Raw genomic sequence first — 15602 nt, 5'->3', positions numbered from 1 at the left:
CGAGCTCGACGTCGACACGTTCACGGCGCGATTCGGATACGGAAGGCCGGCGGCAACTCAGTAACTCACGCTGGACAGGCCGCGGCGCAAGGTACTGCCTGGGAAGCATTAGCCGCTCTCACCCAGCACATATGGCCACCCTGCAGGAAGCATACAGTGCCCTGCTGCACGCATCGCACCTCAGACCTCACCGGGCGACGCAGCAGGGAACGGCAAGTAAGACTTAGTCCATTTCGCGGTCCATACGCTCCTCCAGAAATGAGCCCACGCATTCTGCATTGTCAACAAACAGCAGCGGCCGCGGAGGAAGGCAAGGCTCCGGAGAGCAAACCCCCGGGGCCTTGGTGTTTTCAGCTAACAGCGTGCCTACGGAGGGCTCCCCSTTCCCCCCAGCGGATACATTCCCGGCGGTTACCGGCGGGAGGGCGGGTGGGGTCCTCGCCCCGAGTGCTGGCGCTCCTGTTCGGGATCTCGAGCCGAATAGGTTGTGGTCATACGACTTAGGAGACCGGCACCCGCAACACCCCAACAGCAGCCACCAAATACGGCACCGGATCCGGATCCGTCCCACCGGCCCACTGCATCCACGCCTCAAACGTCGCGCCGATCAGCGCCGCGCACAGATACCCCGCGACGTCCTCGCTGACCCCGGCTGACACCAGGTACGCCCGGGTCCGCTCGCGCTGCGGCGCCAGGGACTCGTAGCTCCGGCTGGCCAGTTCGGGGTGTTCGGCGATCAGCCGCAGCCGGCCGCGCGTGACTGCGAGGTCCGGCAGGACAGCAACCCCGGCGACCGCCGCGTCCCGCAGCCCGGCCAGAATGTCGCCGTCGGCCCCGCCGGCAGCGCGCGCTGAATCAAGCAAGAGACCCGAGGCTTCGATCACTGGCTCCATGCCGCCCCAGACGAGGTCGGCCTTGCTGGCGAAGTAGCGGTACAGGCTCTTGCGCCCGATCCCTGCCTCGCGCGCGATGTCCTCCATGGAGGTCTGCTCATAGCCGCGCTCGGCGAACAGCCGCAGCGCGATGGCGGCCACGGCGTCGGGATCAATCGTCACCGGACGCCCGGTGGAGCGCGGAACGGCGGTCGTCAAAGCATCCGAAGGCATCCCACCAGTATTCACCCTTCCATAATGACACAGAGTGTCATAACGTGGACGGCATCACCGTCAGCAACGTCTGGAAGGACATCATGGGCAACGAAGCTACATGGCAGGAAGCCACCACCACCGGCCGATTCGCCGGCAAGACCGTCATTGTCACCGGCGCCGCCTCGGGCATCGGCCAGGCCACAGCCCTGCGGATCGCCAAGGAAGGCGGCCGCGTCATCGCCGCCGACATCAGCAAGGAACGCCTTGACGATCTCGTGGCCGAGAACGCCGGACTGGACCTGGTCCCCGTGGCCGGCGACATTTCCACCGAGGAGACCGTAGCCGCCGTCGTCGCAGCCGCCGGCGGACGGGTCGATGCCCTGGCGAACGTCGCCGGCATCATGGACAACTTCGCCCCCATCCACGAGGTGGACGACGACCTCTGGGACCGCGTCTTTCGGATCAACGTCACCGCCCTCATGCGCCTCACCCGCGCCGTGGTGCCGCTGATGCTCGAGACCGGCACCGGCTCCGTGGTCAACGTCGCCTCCGAGGCCGGCCTCCGCGGGTCCGCCGCCGGCGCCGCCTACACCGCGTCCAAGCACGCCGTCGTCGGCCTGACCAAGAACTCGGCCGTGATCTACGGGCCCAAGGGCCTGCGCTTCAACGCCGTGGCCCCCGGCCCCACCATCACCAACATCGTGGCCAATTGGGGTTCCCAGCTCGCGGCCGAACGCCTGGGCCCGCTGATGCAGGCCACCGTCCCCACGCCCGCCACCGCGGCGCAGCTCGCCGCCTCCATCACCTTCCTGCTCAGCGACGACGGCACCAACATCAACGGCGCCATCCTCGCCTCCGACGGCGGCTGGTCCGCACTCTAAAGCACCTCGCTCAAACGCAAGCGGACGACGGCGGGAAGTCCCGCCGTCGTCCGCTTTTGTGGACCAATTTCTCTTCGGTGATGATCCAAAACCCGGCTGCGCGGCGAATTGGCATGGTCTTCATCGGAGCCATCGGGCTCTCCCTGGCCACTCAGATTGCACCCAAGGCATTCACGGCACAGATGGTCGCCCTCATCGCGATCGTGGCCGGCCTGGCGCTCTTCACTGCGCGCAGGCCCATTCACCGCGGCTTGTACGTTGATCTGGAAGACTGAGCACGAAGGAGTCAGGCATGACCACACCACGCATCGCCGTCATCGGCACCGGAACCATCGGCTCGCAGACTCTATGGCAGCTCTCCAAGCTCGACTGCGAAGCCACCGGCTACGAACTTTTCAGCCCCGGCCACTCCCGCGGCGCAGCCGGCGGGGAATCGCGGCTCTTTCGTCACATCGAGATCGAGGACCTGCAATACCAGCCCATCCTAGGAAGGGCCGATGAGCTCTGGAAGGACCTCGAAGCGGCCACGGGCCAGAGGCTTCGAGACATCTCCGGGGCGCTGACCTTCAGCGCGGAAAATGCCCCGGCCACCCGCATCGCCCTGCAGTCTGCAGTGCTTCTGGGCGACCGGGTTGAGGTCATGACCGCGGCCGAGGCCAAATCACGGTTCCCGATGTACGAGACCGACCCGGACGAGATCGTGATCCTCGACAAAGGTGCTGGAACGATCTTCCCCGAGAAGACAATCCGCACCGCCGCGGCTGCGGCTAAAGCAAACGGTGCCACCATCCGCACCGAGGCTCGGGTGACAGGCATTGTCCAGGACGGCGACGAGGTCGCGGTCACCGCAGGTGGACGCACGGAGCGCTACGACCGTGTCATCGTTGCCGCCGGCGCCTGGACCGCGACGCTGTTGCCCGACATGGCGCCGTACCTGGCCACCCGGCGCGTGCTCTCGACTTGGTTCCTGCCCCGTACCGGCGAAAGCCTAAAGGGGATGCTGCCGTATATCCGCACCGAGCCGAAGTACTCGTACGGCCTGCCGACCGCCGACGGCCTGGCAATGAAGCTCGGCCTCGGGTTCGCCAACCACCTACCCGTCGACTCCCCGGACACCGCCCGTATGAACGTCACCGACGAGGACCTCCAGGCAGTGCGTAGCCTAGTGCGACGCTTCCTGCCGCACCTGGAGGACTACCCGATGCGCATGACCCCGTACTTCGAGGCATACACGCACAATCGCCACGAGTACGTCGCCCCACATCCGGGCATGCCCGGCGTGCTCGTCCTGGCTGGCTTCTCCGGAAAGGGCTTCAAGACCTCACCGGTAATCGGGGAGATCGCAGCCCGCGAGGTCCTGGGACTAGAACAGAAAATCGACGCCAAATTCCTACTGGACGGCCAACGAGTCAGAGTGCAGGATCTGTAGGAGACCCTTAAGCCCCGGGGTCTTTGCGATTCCTGCGAGACGGGAAGGCGGCCAGTGGGGACGGCACCGCCAACGTCGTCGCCACCTCGGGATCCTGGCTCGCGGCCGAACGCCTCGGCCCGCTGATGCAGGCCACCGTCCCAACGCCCGCCACCGCAGGGCAGCTCGCCGCCTCCACCACCTTCCTGCTCAGCGACGACGGCACCAACATCAACGGCGCCATCCTCGCCTCCGACGGCGGCTGGTCGGCGCTGTAGGGGAGCAGCACCCAACTCAAGCGGACGACGGCGGGAAGTCCCGCCGTCGTCCGCTTGCTCTGCGTACTCTTCCGGTGGGGTCCGACATCCGGGCCTTGGCCGCCCGGCATGTGCCGGTCGACATGTTTATGGGAATCGGGGCGGCCGGACGGCGGACGGCAGGCTCGACTTCGTTGAAGTGCGGGACGCCCTGGCGGCAAGCCAGCAGCCCGTCTAACCCAGGCTCACGCCCTCCAGTTCCTTCTTGAATTCAGCGGCCGTTTCCAGCAGTTGGGCGGACAGGCGTTTGGCGTCCTGGCGGGCGAAACGGCCGATTGGCATGGCGATGCTCAAAGCCGCGTGTTGGCCATCTACCAGGCCCAGGGATACGGCCATGGCCGCCACGTCCTCCTCGCTCTCTTCGAAGTTCATCCCGATCTGCTGCCGGCGCGTCTGGTCCACGTCCCGGTACAGCTTGGGGAAATCGATGCCGGCGTTGACCGCGGCCGCCGAGTCGTCGAGGACGCGGTAGCGCCTCTCTATGTCCTCCCGGGGCAGGTCCGCCAACATTGCCTTACCCGCAGAGGTCAAGTGGGCTGGCAAAACCACGCCGGTGCGGAGGCCAAAGCGCAGCGCGTGGGTGGTTGCCTCGATGCCGTCCAGGTGGTGGATTTCCGTGCCGATCAGCGTTGCTAGGTGGCTCGTCTCGCCCACCCTTGCGAAGAGCCGCTCCAGATATGGGCGCACGCGCACGCGCAGCGGCGGCGGGGCGTTGCCAGTGGTCACCCGCCGGCACTCGGGGCCCGGGACATACCGCCGCTGGGCGGCCTGTTCGGCGAAGCCGTCGCCCACCAGTGTCACCAGCAGGCGCTGGGCCGTCGACGGATTGACCTCAAGCATGCTGGAAGCCTCGGTCACGCTGATTGAACCCTGCTCCGCCATGTGCTTGAGCAGCACCAGCGCTCGGTGAACGGATTCAACCCGCGGCGCTTCATCTTTGCGTATCACGCAATTTAGGATAGCAACCATTGCGCCCGACGCATAGAGCTGGCTAGCCTCACATCACAACTTACGCAGCGACCCCCGCAAAAGCCGGGCCGCGCGTCGTTCGCACCCCAGCTGTAACTCCCCAACTGAATGCCCCCTAACTAAAGGCGCCACAGGCGCCGCACTGCTCACCCGACGAAGGAGTCTTGATGAGTCTGTCCCAGCCGTCACGAGCCGTAAAACGCTCGCTCAAGCCCGCAATGCCCGCCTCCCCGCAGGCCAAGCGTGCCGTCCTCAGCGGTACCTTCGGGTCCGCCCTCGAATGGTTCGACTTCGCCGTCTACGGCGCCATGGCCGCAACTGTCTTCCCCAAACTGTTCTTCAACGACATGAATCCCGCGATCGCACTGCTTGCGTCCTTCGCAACCTTCGGCGTCGGCTTCGTGGCCCGTCCGCTCGGCGGAATCGTGTTCGGCCATCTGGGGGACCGCCTGGGACGCCGCAAGATCCTGCTCACTACTTTCATCACGATGGGCGTCGCGTCGATGGTCATCGGCCTGCTTCCCCCGCAGTCGGCGATCGGCATCGCCGCCCCGGCCCTGCTGGTTCTCATGCGCTTCGTCCAGGGCATCGCCCTCGGCGGCGAGGCCACGGGAGCCCAGTTGATGACCATGGAGCACGCACCCGCGGACCGCCGCGCCTTCTACGGTGGGCTCATGGCGATGGGTTCGCCCATCAGCCAGGTGGCCGCCAACCTGATGCTGGCCGTCCTTTCCGGCGTGCTGAGCCCGGAGGCGTTCCTCTCTTGGGGCTGGCGCGTACCGTTCCTGCTGAGCATCCTGCTGGTGGCGGTGGGCATCTACATCCGGCTCAAGGTTGAAGAGACGCCGGTGTTCAAGGAAGGCATGCAGGACATCGCCCAGGAATCCACCAACCCTGCCACCGTGATCAAGACCCACGGCGTCACCATCCTGCGGCTCATCCTGGCCTTCGCCCCGATCGTCGTGACCTTCTACATCGTCTCCGTATTCGGCATCAGCTACCTCACCACCCACGGCTTCTCGCAGAGCCAGACGTTCACCATCATCATGATCTCCAACTTCCTCTCCGTGATCGCGATCTGGTGGGGCGGCCGGCTCGCGGACGTCTACGGCCGCCGTCGCATCCTGACGATCGGATCGGCAGGCACCCTGCTCGCCGCCGTCCTGTTCTTCCCGGTGGTGAACCTAGGCAGCTTCCCGCTGACGCTGGGCATGGTGGCGTTCTCCCTGGTGACCGCTCAGTTCGGAAACGCCGGCCAGGGCGCGCTCTTCGCCGAGGCCTTCCCCACCCATATGCGGTACACGGGCTCCGCGCTCGCACTCACCGGTTCCAACCTGATCTTCGCCGCTCCTGCACCGTTCCTGGCCTCGTGGTTGATGAGCATCAGCGGCGGCAGCACCGTCTCCATCACTGTTGCCTGGATCGTGATCATCGTCGCCGCGCTAATCAACCTGGTGCTGATGAACGACGGGAAGACCCTCGAGGGCGGCCAGCACCGCTTCGGTCGCTACGTTCCCGCTGAGGAAACGACGACGACGGCGCCCGCCGCCACCGGGCTGGTCGGCTCCGCCGCCGGAGAGGCACCGTGACCGGCGTGATTGTTGAACAGCGGACCTACGTCCTGCACACCGGTGCACGACTCAACGAGTACCTCGAAGCCTACGAAAGCATCGGCCTGCCCGCGCAGAAACCGATCCTGGGAGGCTTCCTGGGCTACTTCGTCACCGAATTCGGCCGACAGAACGAGCTCAACCACTTCTGGGCCTACGAGGACCTGGAGGACCGCCGGACCCGCCGCGCAGCGCTCGCCAAGAGCGGGAAATGGCAGGAATGCCTGGCCATCATCCGGCCCATGATCATGACGATGGAGAACCGGATCATGTACCCCACGTCCTTCTCGCCGATCCGCGCCCTGCCCGTAGCCGTCACCGACCCACACACGGCCTTCAGCCGGAACCAGGAGCCCGGCCATGACCAGTGACCCCACTGCCACATTCGATGCGGAAACGCTCAAGCAGCCCGTGCTGCTGCAGACGGCGATCGTGACCGGCGGCGCCGGCGGCATCGGCCAAGCGATCAGCAGCCGCCTCGCCGCGGAAGGCTACGCCGTCGTCGTCGCTGACCTCGACCAGGACGCGGCGGACCGGACGGCCGCGGCGCTCCCTGAAGTGGGCTGGGCCGAACACCGCGGTTTTGCCGGCAACCTGGCCGACGGAGACACCAACAAGGAACTGGCCGCCTTCGCGGCCGAGGCCGGCCCGGTAGGGGTGGTGGTCAACGCGGTCGGCATTTCACCCAAGCGCAGCGGCGGCAAGATCCGCTTCTTTGACCTCAGCGACGAGGAGTGGAACACCGTAATGGCTGTCAATGTCGCGGCGCCGTTCTTTCTGGTCCGCGAGGTCTACCGGCACATGCCCACGGACGGTTCCGCCAGCATCGTGAACCTGCTTTCCATCACGGCCAAGACCGGGACCGGTGGAGGCCCGGACGCGGACTTCGGCCCGTTCCTGCCCAGCTCCGTGGTCTACGGGGCATCGAAGGCGGCGCTGCAGAACCTGACGGCCAGCCTTGCCCACGAACTGGCCGACTTCAAGATCCGGGTCAACGGCGTGGCACCGGGATTCGTGCAAACTCCAATGATGGGCGACGTACCCCAGGACGCCAGACTCCTCGGCCAGGTCCCCATGAAGCGCTTTGCGACGCCGGAGGAGATCGCCAACGCGGTGGCCTTCCTCACCGGTAATCAGTCCACCTACATCACCGGCATCAGCCTGGACGTCAACGGCGGCTTCCTCACCTGCTGAAACGCCTGGCCGCGCCGCCACGGAACGTGACAGAACCGACGTGACAGAACAGACGCGACAGAACCAATGACAAAAACCCCTGAAAGGGACAGCACCATGACCATGCCCCAATACGACTACGATGTGGTGGTTCTCGGATCTGGCATCGCGGGACAGTCTGCAGCCACCAGCGCGGCGCAAGCCGGCCTCAAGGTGGCGCTCCTGGAAAAGACCGCCAAGCTTGGCGGCTCCTCAGCCATGAGCGGCGGATTCTTCGCCTTCTCCGGGACCGCAGAGCAGGCGGCCGAAGGTGTCCAGGACTCCGCGGAACTGTTCCTGCAGGACCTGCTCTCCACTGGCGGCGGCGTCAACAACCGTGCACTGCTGGACGCCTATCTCGAACGCCAGGACGAGACCTACCACTGGCTCAAGGACCAGGGCGCGAAGTTCCGGGCCCTGGAAATCAGCTCCGGACAGTCCGCGCCGCGCAGCCACAACACCGTGATCACCGAACTGCTCGCCAACATGCACCGGACCTTCACCGAAAGCGGCGGGGACACGCGGCTGGGACACCGCGCCGTCCGGCTGGTGCGCAGCAACGAAGGCCCGGTGACCGGCGTCGTCGTCGAGTCCGACGGTACCGAGTCCCTGTTCAACGCACGCGCCGGCGTGATCCTGGCGACCGGCGGCTTCAGCCGCAGCACCGATCTGCTGCGCACCTTTGCGCCGGAGCAGCTGGCGGCCATTCCGTACGGCGGGGTGGGCAACACCGGTGACGGCCTCAAGATGGCCTGGAAACTGGGCGCGGGCGTGGCGGACATGTCCTACATCACCGCCACGTACGGCTCCCACCCGGAAACCGGCGAGGAGTTCCATGAATTGCTCACGGCCTATTACATGGGCGCCATCATCGTGAACAAGGACGGCCGGCGGTTCGTTGACGAGTCCAAGTCCTACAAGACCCTGGGCCGCGAGGTTCTCAAGCAGCCTGAGGGACTGGGCTTCGAGATCTTCGACGCGAAGGTCCGGGCCAAATCGCATCCCGGTATCCCGCTCAATGACATTGGCATGATCGAGGACCTCGGCCACATCTTCAAGGCCGACACCCTGGAGGAACTGGCCGAGGCCGCCGGCATCGACGCCGCAGCCCTGATGGCGACCGTAGCCCGCTATAACGCTTCGGTAGCCAGCCGCGAGGGGGACGAAGTGGGCCGCAGGAACCTGTGCAACGGGGTGGGCGAGCTCCTGCCGCTGGACCAGGGACCGTTCTACGCCTACCCGGCCAAGTCGCTGATGACCACCACCTACTGTGGCCTGACCATCAATCCCAACGCCGAGGTGGTGGACGTCGACGGCGAGGTGATCCGCGGCCTGTACGCCATCGGTGAGCTCACCGGCGGATTCCACGGCGCCGCCTACATGACCGGCACGTCGCTGGGCAAGGGTGCCGTCTTCGGCCGCATCGCCGCCGAGCACGCCGCCGCCAAGCTGGCATCGGGCGTGACGCAATGAGCACGGCAACGCAGCATCGGGACAGTGTTCCGGTCCGGCACCGTGGCGTGGGCGGGCTACATGGCGTGGACGAGGTCCGCCGCGTGGACGTGGTGGTGGTCGGATCAGGCGTCAGCGGTTCGGCCGCGGCCATGACCGCCGCCCGGCGGGGCGCCAAAGTAGCACTGCTGGAGAAGCAGGCGGCGTTCGGCGGATCGGCAGCGCTCTCGGCCGGCATGTTCTGGACCGCACCCACTGTCGACGCCTACCGGAAGCGGATTCCGCTGGGCAACGTGGACCTCGGCAGCCGACTCGTGGGCGACTACGAGGAAGCGCTGGCCGAGCTGCGGTCCTCCGGCGTCCGGGTTGCCGAGGAACCGAAGCGGGACATCATGACCTTCGGCATCGGCTACTCCACCGACATCCACGGCATCCTGGCCTGGTGCCGGGACCGGGTCCTCGCGGCCGGGGGAGAGACCGCCGCGGGAGCAGTCGTTACCGAACTCATGCGTGACGGCGGCACCGTCACCGGTGTCCTGGTGCGCACCATCGACGGGCGCCGCATCCGGTACGAGGCGGGCGCCGYCGTACTCGCCAGCGGCGGATTCCAGGGTGACCGCGCTGAACTGACGCGGTCCATCGGCCCCAGTGCGGACCGGCTGGTGCTGCGCTCCAATCCCGGCAGCGTCGGCGACGGGCTGCGCCTCGCGCGCGCCGCAGGAACCGGCGGAACGACGGCGATGAGCACCTTTTACGGGCACCTGCTGCCATATCCGCTCTCCAGTTTCGAGACGGAACACTACCTGCCCTATTCGCAGTACTACTCCGGCTCCACGGTGCTGGTGAACCTGCAGGGCAAGCGCTTTGCGGACGAGACCGACGGCGACGAACTGCTCAACCAGGCCGTCACCTTCCAGCCCGAAGCGCGCGGGATCCTCATCTTCGATGAGTTCGTGCGGAGCACGGAAGTGCTCGAGGAACCGTTCCCGGGCCTGGGCAGCATCGACCGTCTCGGCATCGCCATCGACGCAGGCGGGCAGCACGCCGTCGCACAGACTCTGCCGGAACTCGTGGACATGCTGGCCGGCTGGGGCGTTGACCGCGATCAGCTCTCGCGCACCCTGGATAGCTATGCGGAACTTGCGGGCCAGGGCGGCACCGCCGATGGCATTCCGGTCTCGTCCTCCGCGCGGGCGCCGCAAAATGGCCCTTTCTACGCACTCATGGTCCAGCCGTCCATCACGTTCACGTTCGGCGGGATCCGCACAAATGCGCGCGGCGAGGCTCTGGACCACGACGGCGCGGCGGTACCGGGGCTGTACGCCGCCGGGGCCGATATCGGCGGGCTGTCCAACTATGGCTACGCCGGCGGCCTCGCCCCCGGCTACATCACCGGCCGCTGGGCCGGGACCTCGGCGGCCGAACGGGCGGCCGCATTGGTACGGAACGGAAGCGGCGCCGTCGCCGCCGACGGGCACGGAATTGAAAGGAATGCACTGTGATTTCGACAGCAGCGAGTTCAACAGCAGACGTCCTGGTGATCGGCGGCGGTGGGTCCGGCATGAGTGCCGCGATTTCCGCGGCCACCAGCGGTGCCACGGTGATCGTGCTGGAAAAGTGCCCGAAGGTGGGCGGCAGCACGGCGATGTCCGTGGGCTCTTTCACCGCGGCCAACACGGCCTACCAGTACCGTGCCGGGGTCAATGACAGCATCGAGCTGTTCGTCGAGGACATGAAGTTGGCCAACGGCGAATTCGAGCAGCGCGAAAACAAGGAACTGCGCCGAATCCTCGCCGAAAATGCGGGCCCCACGGTGGAGTGGCTCAGCAGCATCGGCGTGCAGTTCCTCGGCCCCACCCCGGAACCGCCCTACGAGAAGCCGCGCATGCACAACGTCCTGCCGAACTCCGGAGCCTATGCCGAGGCGCTGCTGCGCGAGTGCAGGAAGCGCGGCGTCGTCATCCACACCTCCATGCGCGTGGAGGAACTGCTGAGCAACGCCGACGGCGAGGTCATCGGCGCGCGTGCCAACGGCAGGGAGTACTTCGGCCGCCGTGGCGTCATCCTGGCCACCGGCGACTACTCGGCGTCGACCGAAATGAAGGCCAAGTTCGTGGGCGAGGAGGCGGCCAAGATCCCGCCGGTTAACCCCAACAACACCGGCGATGGTTTCAAGCTCGGGGCCGACGCAGGCGGGGTCATGATCCAGATGGACCGCCTGTATGAAGGGCTTCGCTTTGCCCCCTCTACTCGGGTGGACCCGATCAAGATGCTGCCGTCCCATCCGCTCATTTCCAAGGCCATGCGCCTGGTAGTCGAGCGTCTGCCACGGAAGATCCTGGCCTACGTGGTCCGCGGAGCATTGACCAGCTGGGTTGGCCCCAACAACACCATGTACCGCGCCGGGGCGATCCTGGTGGGCCACGGCGGGAAGCGCATCGCCAACGAGGACTCGGACAAGGCCATGGCTCGGGCCACCGCGGCGGACGCCAAGAACACCGCGTACATGATCTTCGACGAACGGGTGGCCAAGAAGTTCTCGGCCTGGCCCAATCCGGTCTCCACGTTCCCCGGCGTGGCCTACGCCTACGTTGACGACTACAAGCGGTACCGCCCGGACGTCTACCACCGGGCCGGCACCATCGAGGAACTGGCCGCGAGCACCGGCCTCGATTCCGCGGTGTTGACGGCGAGCGTTGAGGAATGGAATGCCAAGGTGGCGGCCGGCAAGGACGGCGACTTCGACCGCCAGCACCTGGGCCAGGGCGTGACCGAGGGGCCGTTCTACGCGCTCGGCCCGATGAACGCCTTTATTACCCTGGCCGACGGCGGACTGGCAGTCGACACCGAACTCCGGGTGACCACGGCCGAAGGCGAAGCCATCCCGGGCTTGTGGGCTGCCGGATCAACCGGGCAGGGCGGGCTCCAGCTGCTCAACCACGGGTTGCACATCGGCTGGGCGATGGTTTCCGGACGCATCGCCGGACGCAACGTGGCCCAAGCCGCGAGCCGTGGCGACCTGAGAGTCGCCGCGGGAGTCGCCGTGGGCTGAGGGTCTACTCCCTGGATGAGTGCTTTGCGGTCTGACCGGACGAGGATGTCGTGCGCCGTGAACTGAACCACAAGAATGCCGGCTGCAGCGCACCACGCCACCAGTCGCCGTCCGGCGGGAGACCAGAGGTGCACCGCGAGTCCGGCTGCTGCACCTCCCACGGTGAGGAAGACCACGATCGTGGTGAGTTCGTATTGGCTTAGCGGCAGCAGCGACACAGGCATCTGGTCCGGAGCGACCTCGGCACCCAACACCAGCGGACGACGGCGGGGAGTCCCGCCGTCGTCCGCTGGTGTGAACCTACTTCCCGTCGCTGGACCGAGAGCCAGCTCAAAGCCCGGGGAAATCGAGAACTACATATCAGGTGTTCTCATTCGTTGGCCAATGGAAGCTCAAAAGTAAACGAGGCACCCCTGGACTCATTCTCTTCCGCCCATAGCCTGCCATGCTGGCGTGTGATGATCCGGTGGCTAAGGGCCAGGCCTATTCCGCTGCCCGTGGATTTAGAGGTGAACACGCCATCGAAAATTCTCCCGTCCGGGACATGTGCGATGCCCTTACCCCGGTCGGCGACACGGAACACGCCCGATTCCGCCGTGGCGTATGTGGTGATGGTGACATGGCGCTCGCGCCGCGGCCATGTGGACATCTCGTCGATGGCGTTGTGGCACAAATTCAGGATCACCTGTCCGGTCAATATTTTTTCGCATCGAATCCAGATGGGCGCATCGCTCTTGACAACCTGAATTTCCGTTTCGTGCTGCTGGCCGCGGAGCTGGATGAAATACAGGCAGTCTTCGACGATTTCATTGAGGTCGACAATCTGTTCGGAATGTTCAAGCTGGACAACGAAGGCGCGAAGGCTGGATACGATTTGGTTGGCGCGGTTTATTTGTTTTTTGGCGTTTTCCAGGCCGTACTCCAGGTCTTGCACGGCAGTGTCTGGATTGCGCAGCCGTCGGGACACGCCGTCGACGAAGTTGGTGGCGGCGGCCAGCGGCTGCCCCAACTCGTGGGCGATGGCCATGGCCATGTCTCCCATGGCGTTGTAGCGACCAAGATAGTTGAGGTGCTCGAGGTCCCGACGATGTTGTTCCTCCGCGGCGACCTGATCGGTGATGTCATGAAGGAGTACGAGCGTCCCTTTAAGATCACGTTCCAGCTCGATGTGCTGGCAACTGGCCCCCACCCACACCTTGGTTTTGTCGGGGCGGGACAGTTCCAGCCGGATGCTTGTGGCAGATCCGTCCGGCTGGGGAGTGGCCAGGGCTTTTTCAAGCATCTGCTTTGAGCCGGGGGAGCAGAGCTCCAGAAACTTGGTTCCCACCAGCTCGGCGGTGCTGAGGCCAAGCTGGTCCGAAGCGGCCGAACTGGCATAGCTGACCACCGAATCGGCGTCCATGACAAGGATCCCCTCCGCCATGTGACTCAGGAAAGCCTGGAGCCGCCCCTCAGTACGTTGAAGGTCGGATTTGAGCGACTCCTCTTTTTCGATATCGCGGAATTGCACCATAACTATGGAGCGGTCTGCGAGATTGACCCTGACCGCTATGGCCTCGGTGAGAAAATCGCGCCCGCTCTTGGAGCGATACATCCATTCCGTACGGCTAGTGCCGTGGTCTGCGGCATCTTGAAGCCATTGGACGCCCGCTGCGCGCCGGAAGCGGGGATCGGCGCTGCTCATGTCTGGGGCCTTCAGCGGTTTCAGCTCTGACAACGTGAAGCCGAGCATGTCGCACGCCGCCGGGTTGGCCCACAGGATGTCCTTCGTGGCGGCGTCATGGATGAGGATGCAATGGGTGAGGGATTGCATGAACCGGGCGAAATCCGAGCGACTCGGGAACTGCTGTTCGCGTTCATCGCCGGGCAACGGCAGGGAAGTAGACACACCAGATCCTACTGCGCACAGAATCCGGACCGACATAGGTGAATTCTTTAGGCCGGGGAAGTTTTATCGCCGGGGTAGGGAGTGAATCACCAATTGTTGCGTTCCTAACCGCGTCATAGCTTGGGAAACAGACAACGACGACGACCAACCCGTGGGAGCCCAACATGACAAATGTCCTGGATGCCGCATCACCGATCACTCTGGATGAAGTGCTGCTTACAGTCGAGCGCCGTCGCGACGAATTCAGTGCCCAAAAATCAGTCCCGACGGATGTTATTGAGGCGTTCAAGAAGGCCGGCGTGTACCGGGCAGCGACTCCGCGGCGCTTCGGCGGCGATGCTTTGCCGCCGTCGGAATTCCTGCGCATCGTAGAGCGCATCTCACAGGTTGACGCCTCGGCGGGCTGGGTGGCGAGCTTCGGTTCAGCCGTATACCTCGCAGCCTTGCCGCTGGAAACCCAAGCCGCCCTCTACAGCGGTGGCCCCGACGTCGTGTTTGCCGGCGGTCTCTTCCCCGTGCAGAAGGCTGAGCGCGTTGACGGAGGCTGGAAAGTTTCAGGGGAGTGGAAGTTCTCCAGCGGTTGCCGGGGGGCTGACATCATTGGCGTGGGCCTCGCCGGCGGCGAGGGAACCCAAGGCAAACCACTCACGGCGTTGTTGAGGCCGGAACAGGTTGAGATCGTCGAAAACTGGGACGTGGTCGGATTGCAGGGCACCGGCAGCAACGATCTGCGGGTTCACGGTCAATTTGTTCCCGACGAGTGGACCTTCGTCCGCGGTGGGGAGCCCACTGTCGACGAGCCCCTTTACCGCTATCCCGCTATCGCATATGCCGCCCAGGTGCTTGCGGCCGTGAATCTCGGCACCGGACGCGCCGCTCTGGATTACGCAATCCGCGCCGGCAGTGGACGCACCGGGATCACGGGCGCACCCAAGCTGGCGGACCGCGCCTACTACCGGATTGACATAGCCAAGGCGGAAGCTGCGCTGCTGTCTGCCAGGGCCTTCTTCTACGAGATTTCCGACGAGGTCTATGCCACGGTCGAGACCGGCGACAGCCCGACAGACAAGCAGAAAGCGCTCTTGCGCCTGGCGTCGACCCATGTCGCCAAGGTCGGCGCCGCCGCCGTGCAGGCCGCCTACACCCTCTCGGGGACTGCGGCCATCTACGATGCCAACCCCATGCAGCGCTACCTCAGGGACGCCTCGGTCGTAACCCAGCACGCTTTCCTGGGCGACGGCATCTACGACGGGGCAGGCGCGGTCCTTATGGACATTCCGCCGTCCATCCCGGCCTTCATCTGAACCTGCGGCAACAAGGAGAGAACGTGACTACAAACCCAGCAGATCCACTGCGCGTATTGTTCTGCATCGGCATCAACCAGAACTTTTTCGATCTGCCCAAGAGCGGCATCGGCGCCGTCTGGACCGCCTTTTCCGGCATGATGTCCGAAATGGGCCAGATGGACGGCGTCAATGTCATCGGCAACATGGATGACGACTCCCACATGGTCGGTCCCTCCGATGGTTGGCCCTGGACCTGCTACATCCTGGCCGACGTCGACAGCCAGGAAACGATCAAGGCAGCGTGCAATCTGTTCCGGACCACCATGGTGGGCGAGCACGCTTTGTGGCACTACGCCAAGATCGAGGCCAGGATCGGACGCGCCCTCATCATTCGGGACGACGTCATCCGGGACGACGTCCCAGTGGCGGCCGGCTGACC

15 protein-coding genes are annotated in these 15602 nt (G+C 65.2%); 12 read left to right on the top strand and 3 right to left on the bottom strand.

Annotated elements, in window-relative coordinates:
* Positions 1–500: 500 nt before the first annotated feature.
* Positions 501–1106 (bottom strand): TetR family transcriptional regulator, encoded by a 606-nt coding sequence (locus AC1DEY_RS15305; protein ID WP_476868688.1) that lies wholly within the window; start codon positions 1104–1106, stop codon positions 501–503.
* Positions 1107–1189: 83 nt separating this feature from the next.
* Here AC1DEY_RS15305 and AC1DEY_RS15300 point away from each other — a divergent pair, with 83 nt between their 5' ends.
* From AC1DEY_RS15300 to AC1DEY_RS15285, 4 genes are all read left to right on the top strand, one after another.
* The gene (locus AC1DEY_RS15300; RefSeq protein ID WP_476868712.1) at positions 1190–1969 is read left to right on the top strand and encodes an SDR family NAD(P)-dependent oxidoreductase; all 780 of its coding nucleotides are present in this window, start codon (positions 1190–1192) and stop codon (positions 1967–1969) included.
* Positions 1970–2046: 77 nt separating this feature from the next.
* Positions 2047–2244, top strand: a complete 198-nt coding sequence (locus tag AC1DEY_RS15295; RefSeq protein WP_476868687.1) for a hypothetical protein — start codon at positions 2047–2049, stop codon at positions 2242–2244.
* Between the two features lie 17 nt (positions 2245–2261).
* A complete protein-coding gene (locus AC1DEY_RS15290; protein WP_476868686.1) occupies positions 2262–3398 on the top strand; it encodes an FAD-dependent oxidoreductase in 1137 nt (378 codons plus the stop codon).
* A 23-nt stretch (positions 3399–3421) separates the two neighbouring features.
* Positions 3422–3655, top strand: coding sequence for a hypothetical protein (locus tag AC1DEY_RS15285; RefSeq protein ID WP_476868685.1), 234 nt, complete (start codon positions 3422–3424; stop codon positions 3653–3655).
* A gap of 213 nt (positions 3656–3868) precedes the next feature.
* Here AC1DEY_RS15285 and AC1DEY_RS15280 read toward each other — a convergent pair whose 3' ends face one another.
* Positions 3869–4642 carry an IclR family transcriptional regulator gene (locus tag AC1DEY_RS15280; protein ID WP_476868684.1) on the bottom strand — a complete coding sequence of 258 codons (774 nt, stop codon included), beginning with the start codon at positions 4640–4642 and terminating at the stop codon, positions 3869–3871.
* Between the two features lie 188 nt (positions 4643–4830).
* Between AC1DEY_RS15280 and AC1DEY_RS15275 the strand changes: the two genes are divergently transcribed.
* The 6 genes from AC1DEY_RS15275 (at position 4831) to AC1DEY_RS15250 (ending at position 11989) form a co-directional block, all read left to right on the top strand.
* Positions 4831–6252, top strand: coding sequence for an MFS transporter (locus AC1DEY_RS15275; RefSeq protein WP_476868683.1), 1422 nt, complete (start codon positions 4831–4833; stop codon positions 6250–6252).
* A 5-nt stretch (positions 6253–6257) separates the two neighbouring features.
* Positions 6258–6644 (top strand): NIPSNAP family protein, encoded by a 387-nt coding sequence (locus AC1DEY_RS15270; protein ID WP_476868682.1) that lies wholly within the window; start codon positions 6258–6260, stop codon positions 6642–6644.
* On the top strand, positions 6634–7467 hold the full coding sequence (locus tag AC1DEY_RS15265; protein ID WP_476868681.1) for an SDR family NAD(P)-dependent oxidoreductase: 834 nt from the start codon (positions 6634–6636) through the stop codon (positions 7465–7467). The genes AC1DEY_RS15270 and AC1DEY_RS15265 overlap by 11 nt, the downstream gene beginning before the upstream one ends.
* A gap of 96 nt (positions 7468–7563) precedes the next feature.
* The gene (locus tag AC1DEY_RS15260; protein ID WP_476868680.1) at positions 7564–8958 is read left to right on the top strand and encodes an FAD-dependent oxidoreductase; all 1395 of its coding nucleotides are present in this window, start codon (positions 7564–7566) and stop codon (positions 8956–8958) included.
* A complete protein-coding gene (locus AC1DEY_RS15255) occupies positions 8955–10439 on the top strand; it encodes an FAD-dependent oxidoreductase (RefSeq protein WP_476868679.1) in 1485 nt (494 codons plus the stop codon). The genes AC1DEY_RS15260 and AC1DEY_RS15255 overlap by 4 nt, the downstream gene beginning before the upstream one ends.
* Positions 10436–11989, top strand: coding sequence for an FAD-dependent oxidoreductase (locus tag AC1DEY_RS15250; RefSeq protein ID WP_476868678.1), 1554 nt, complete (start codon positions 10436–10438; stop codon positions 11987–11989). The genes AC1DEY_RS15255 and AC1DEY_RS15250 overlap by 4 nt, the downstream gene beginning before the upstream one ends.
* 370 nt (positions 11990–12359) lie before the next feature.
* On the opposite strand, the gene AC1DEY_RS15245 is transcribed toward AC1DEY_RS15250, so the two are convergent.
* Positions 12360–13877, bottom strand: coding sequence for a PAS domain-containing sensor histidine kinase (locus AC1DEY_RS15245; RefSeq protein WP_476868677.1), 1518 nt, complete (start codon positions 13875–13877; stop codon positions 12360–12362).
* Positions 13878–14041: 164 nt separating this feature from the next.
* Here AC1DEY_RS15245 and AC1DEY_RS15240 point away from each other — a divergent pair, with 164 nt between their 5' ends.
* The gene (locus tag AC1DEY_RS15240; protein WP_476868676.1) at positions 14042–15181 is read left to right on the top strand and encodes an acyl-CoA dehydrogenase family protein; all 1140 of its coding nucleotides are present in this window, start codon (positions 14042–14044) and stop codon (positions 15179–15181) included.
* A gap of 23 nt (positions 15182–15204) precedes the next feature.
* A complete protein-coding gene (locus AC1DEY_RS15235) occupies positions 15205–15600 on the top strand; it encodes a hypothetical protein (protein ID WP_476868675.1) in 396 nt (131 codons plus the stop codon).
* Positions 15601–15602 lie beyond the last annotated feature (2 nt).

It is taken from the genome of Arthrobacter sp. 05T47 (assembly GCF_056395825.1).
This window is presented reverse-complemented; position numbering and strand designations above follow the sequence as displayed.

Coding starts and splice junctions, on each gene's coding strand:
- AC1DEY_RS15260 (WP_476868680.1), top strand. CDS start 7,564: ATGACCATGCCCCAATACGACTACGATGTGGTGGTTCTCGGATCTGGC.
- AC1DEY_RS15265 (WP_476868681.1), top strand. CDS start 6,634: ATGACCAGTGACCCCACTGCCACATTCGATGCGGAAACGCTCAAGCAG.
- AC1DEY_RS15305 (WP_476868688.1), bottom strand. CDS start 1,106: ATGCCTTCGGATGCTTTGACGACCGCCGTTCCGCGCTCCACCGGGCGT.
- AC1DEY_RS15300 (WP_476868712.1), top strand. CDS start 1,190: ATGGGCAACGAAGCTACATGGCAGGAAGCCACCACCACCGGCCGATTC.
- AC1DEY_RS15275 (WP_476868683.1), top strand. CDS start 4,831: ATGAGTCTGTCCCAGCCGTCACGAGCCGTAAAACGCTCGCTCAAGCCC.
- AC1DEY_RS15290 (WP_476868686.1), top strand. CDS start 2,262: ATGACCACACCACGCATCGCCGTCATCGGCACCGGAACCATCGGCTCG.
- AC1DEY_RS15240 (WP_476868676.1), top strand. CDS start 14,042: ATGACAAATGTCCTGGATGCCGCATCACCGATCACTCTGGATGAAGTG.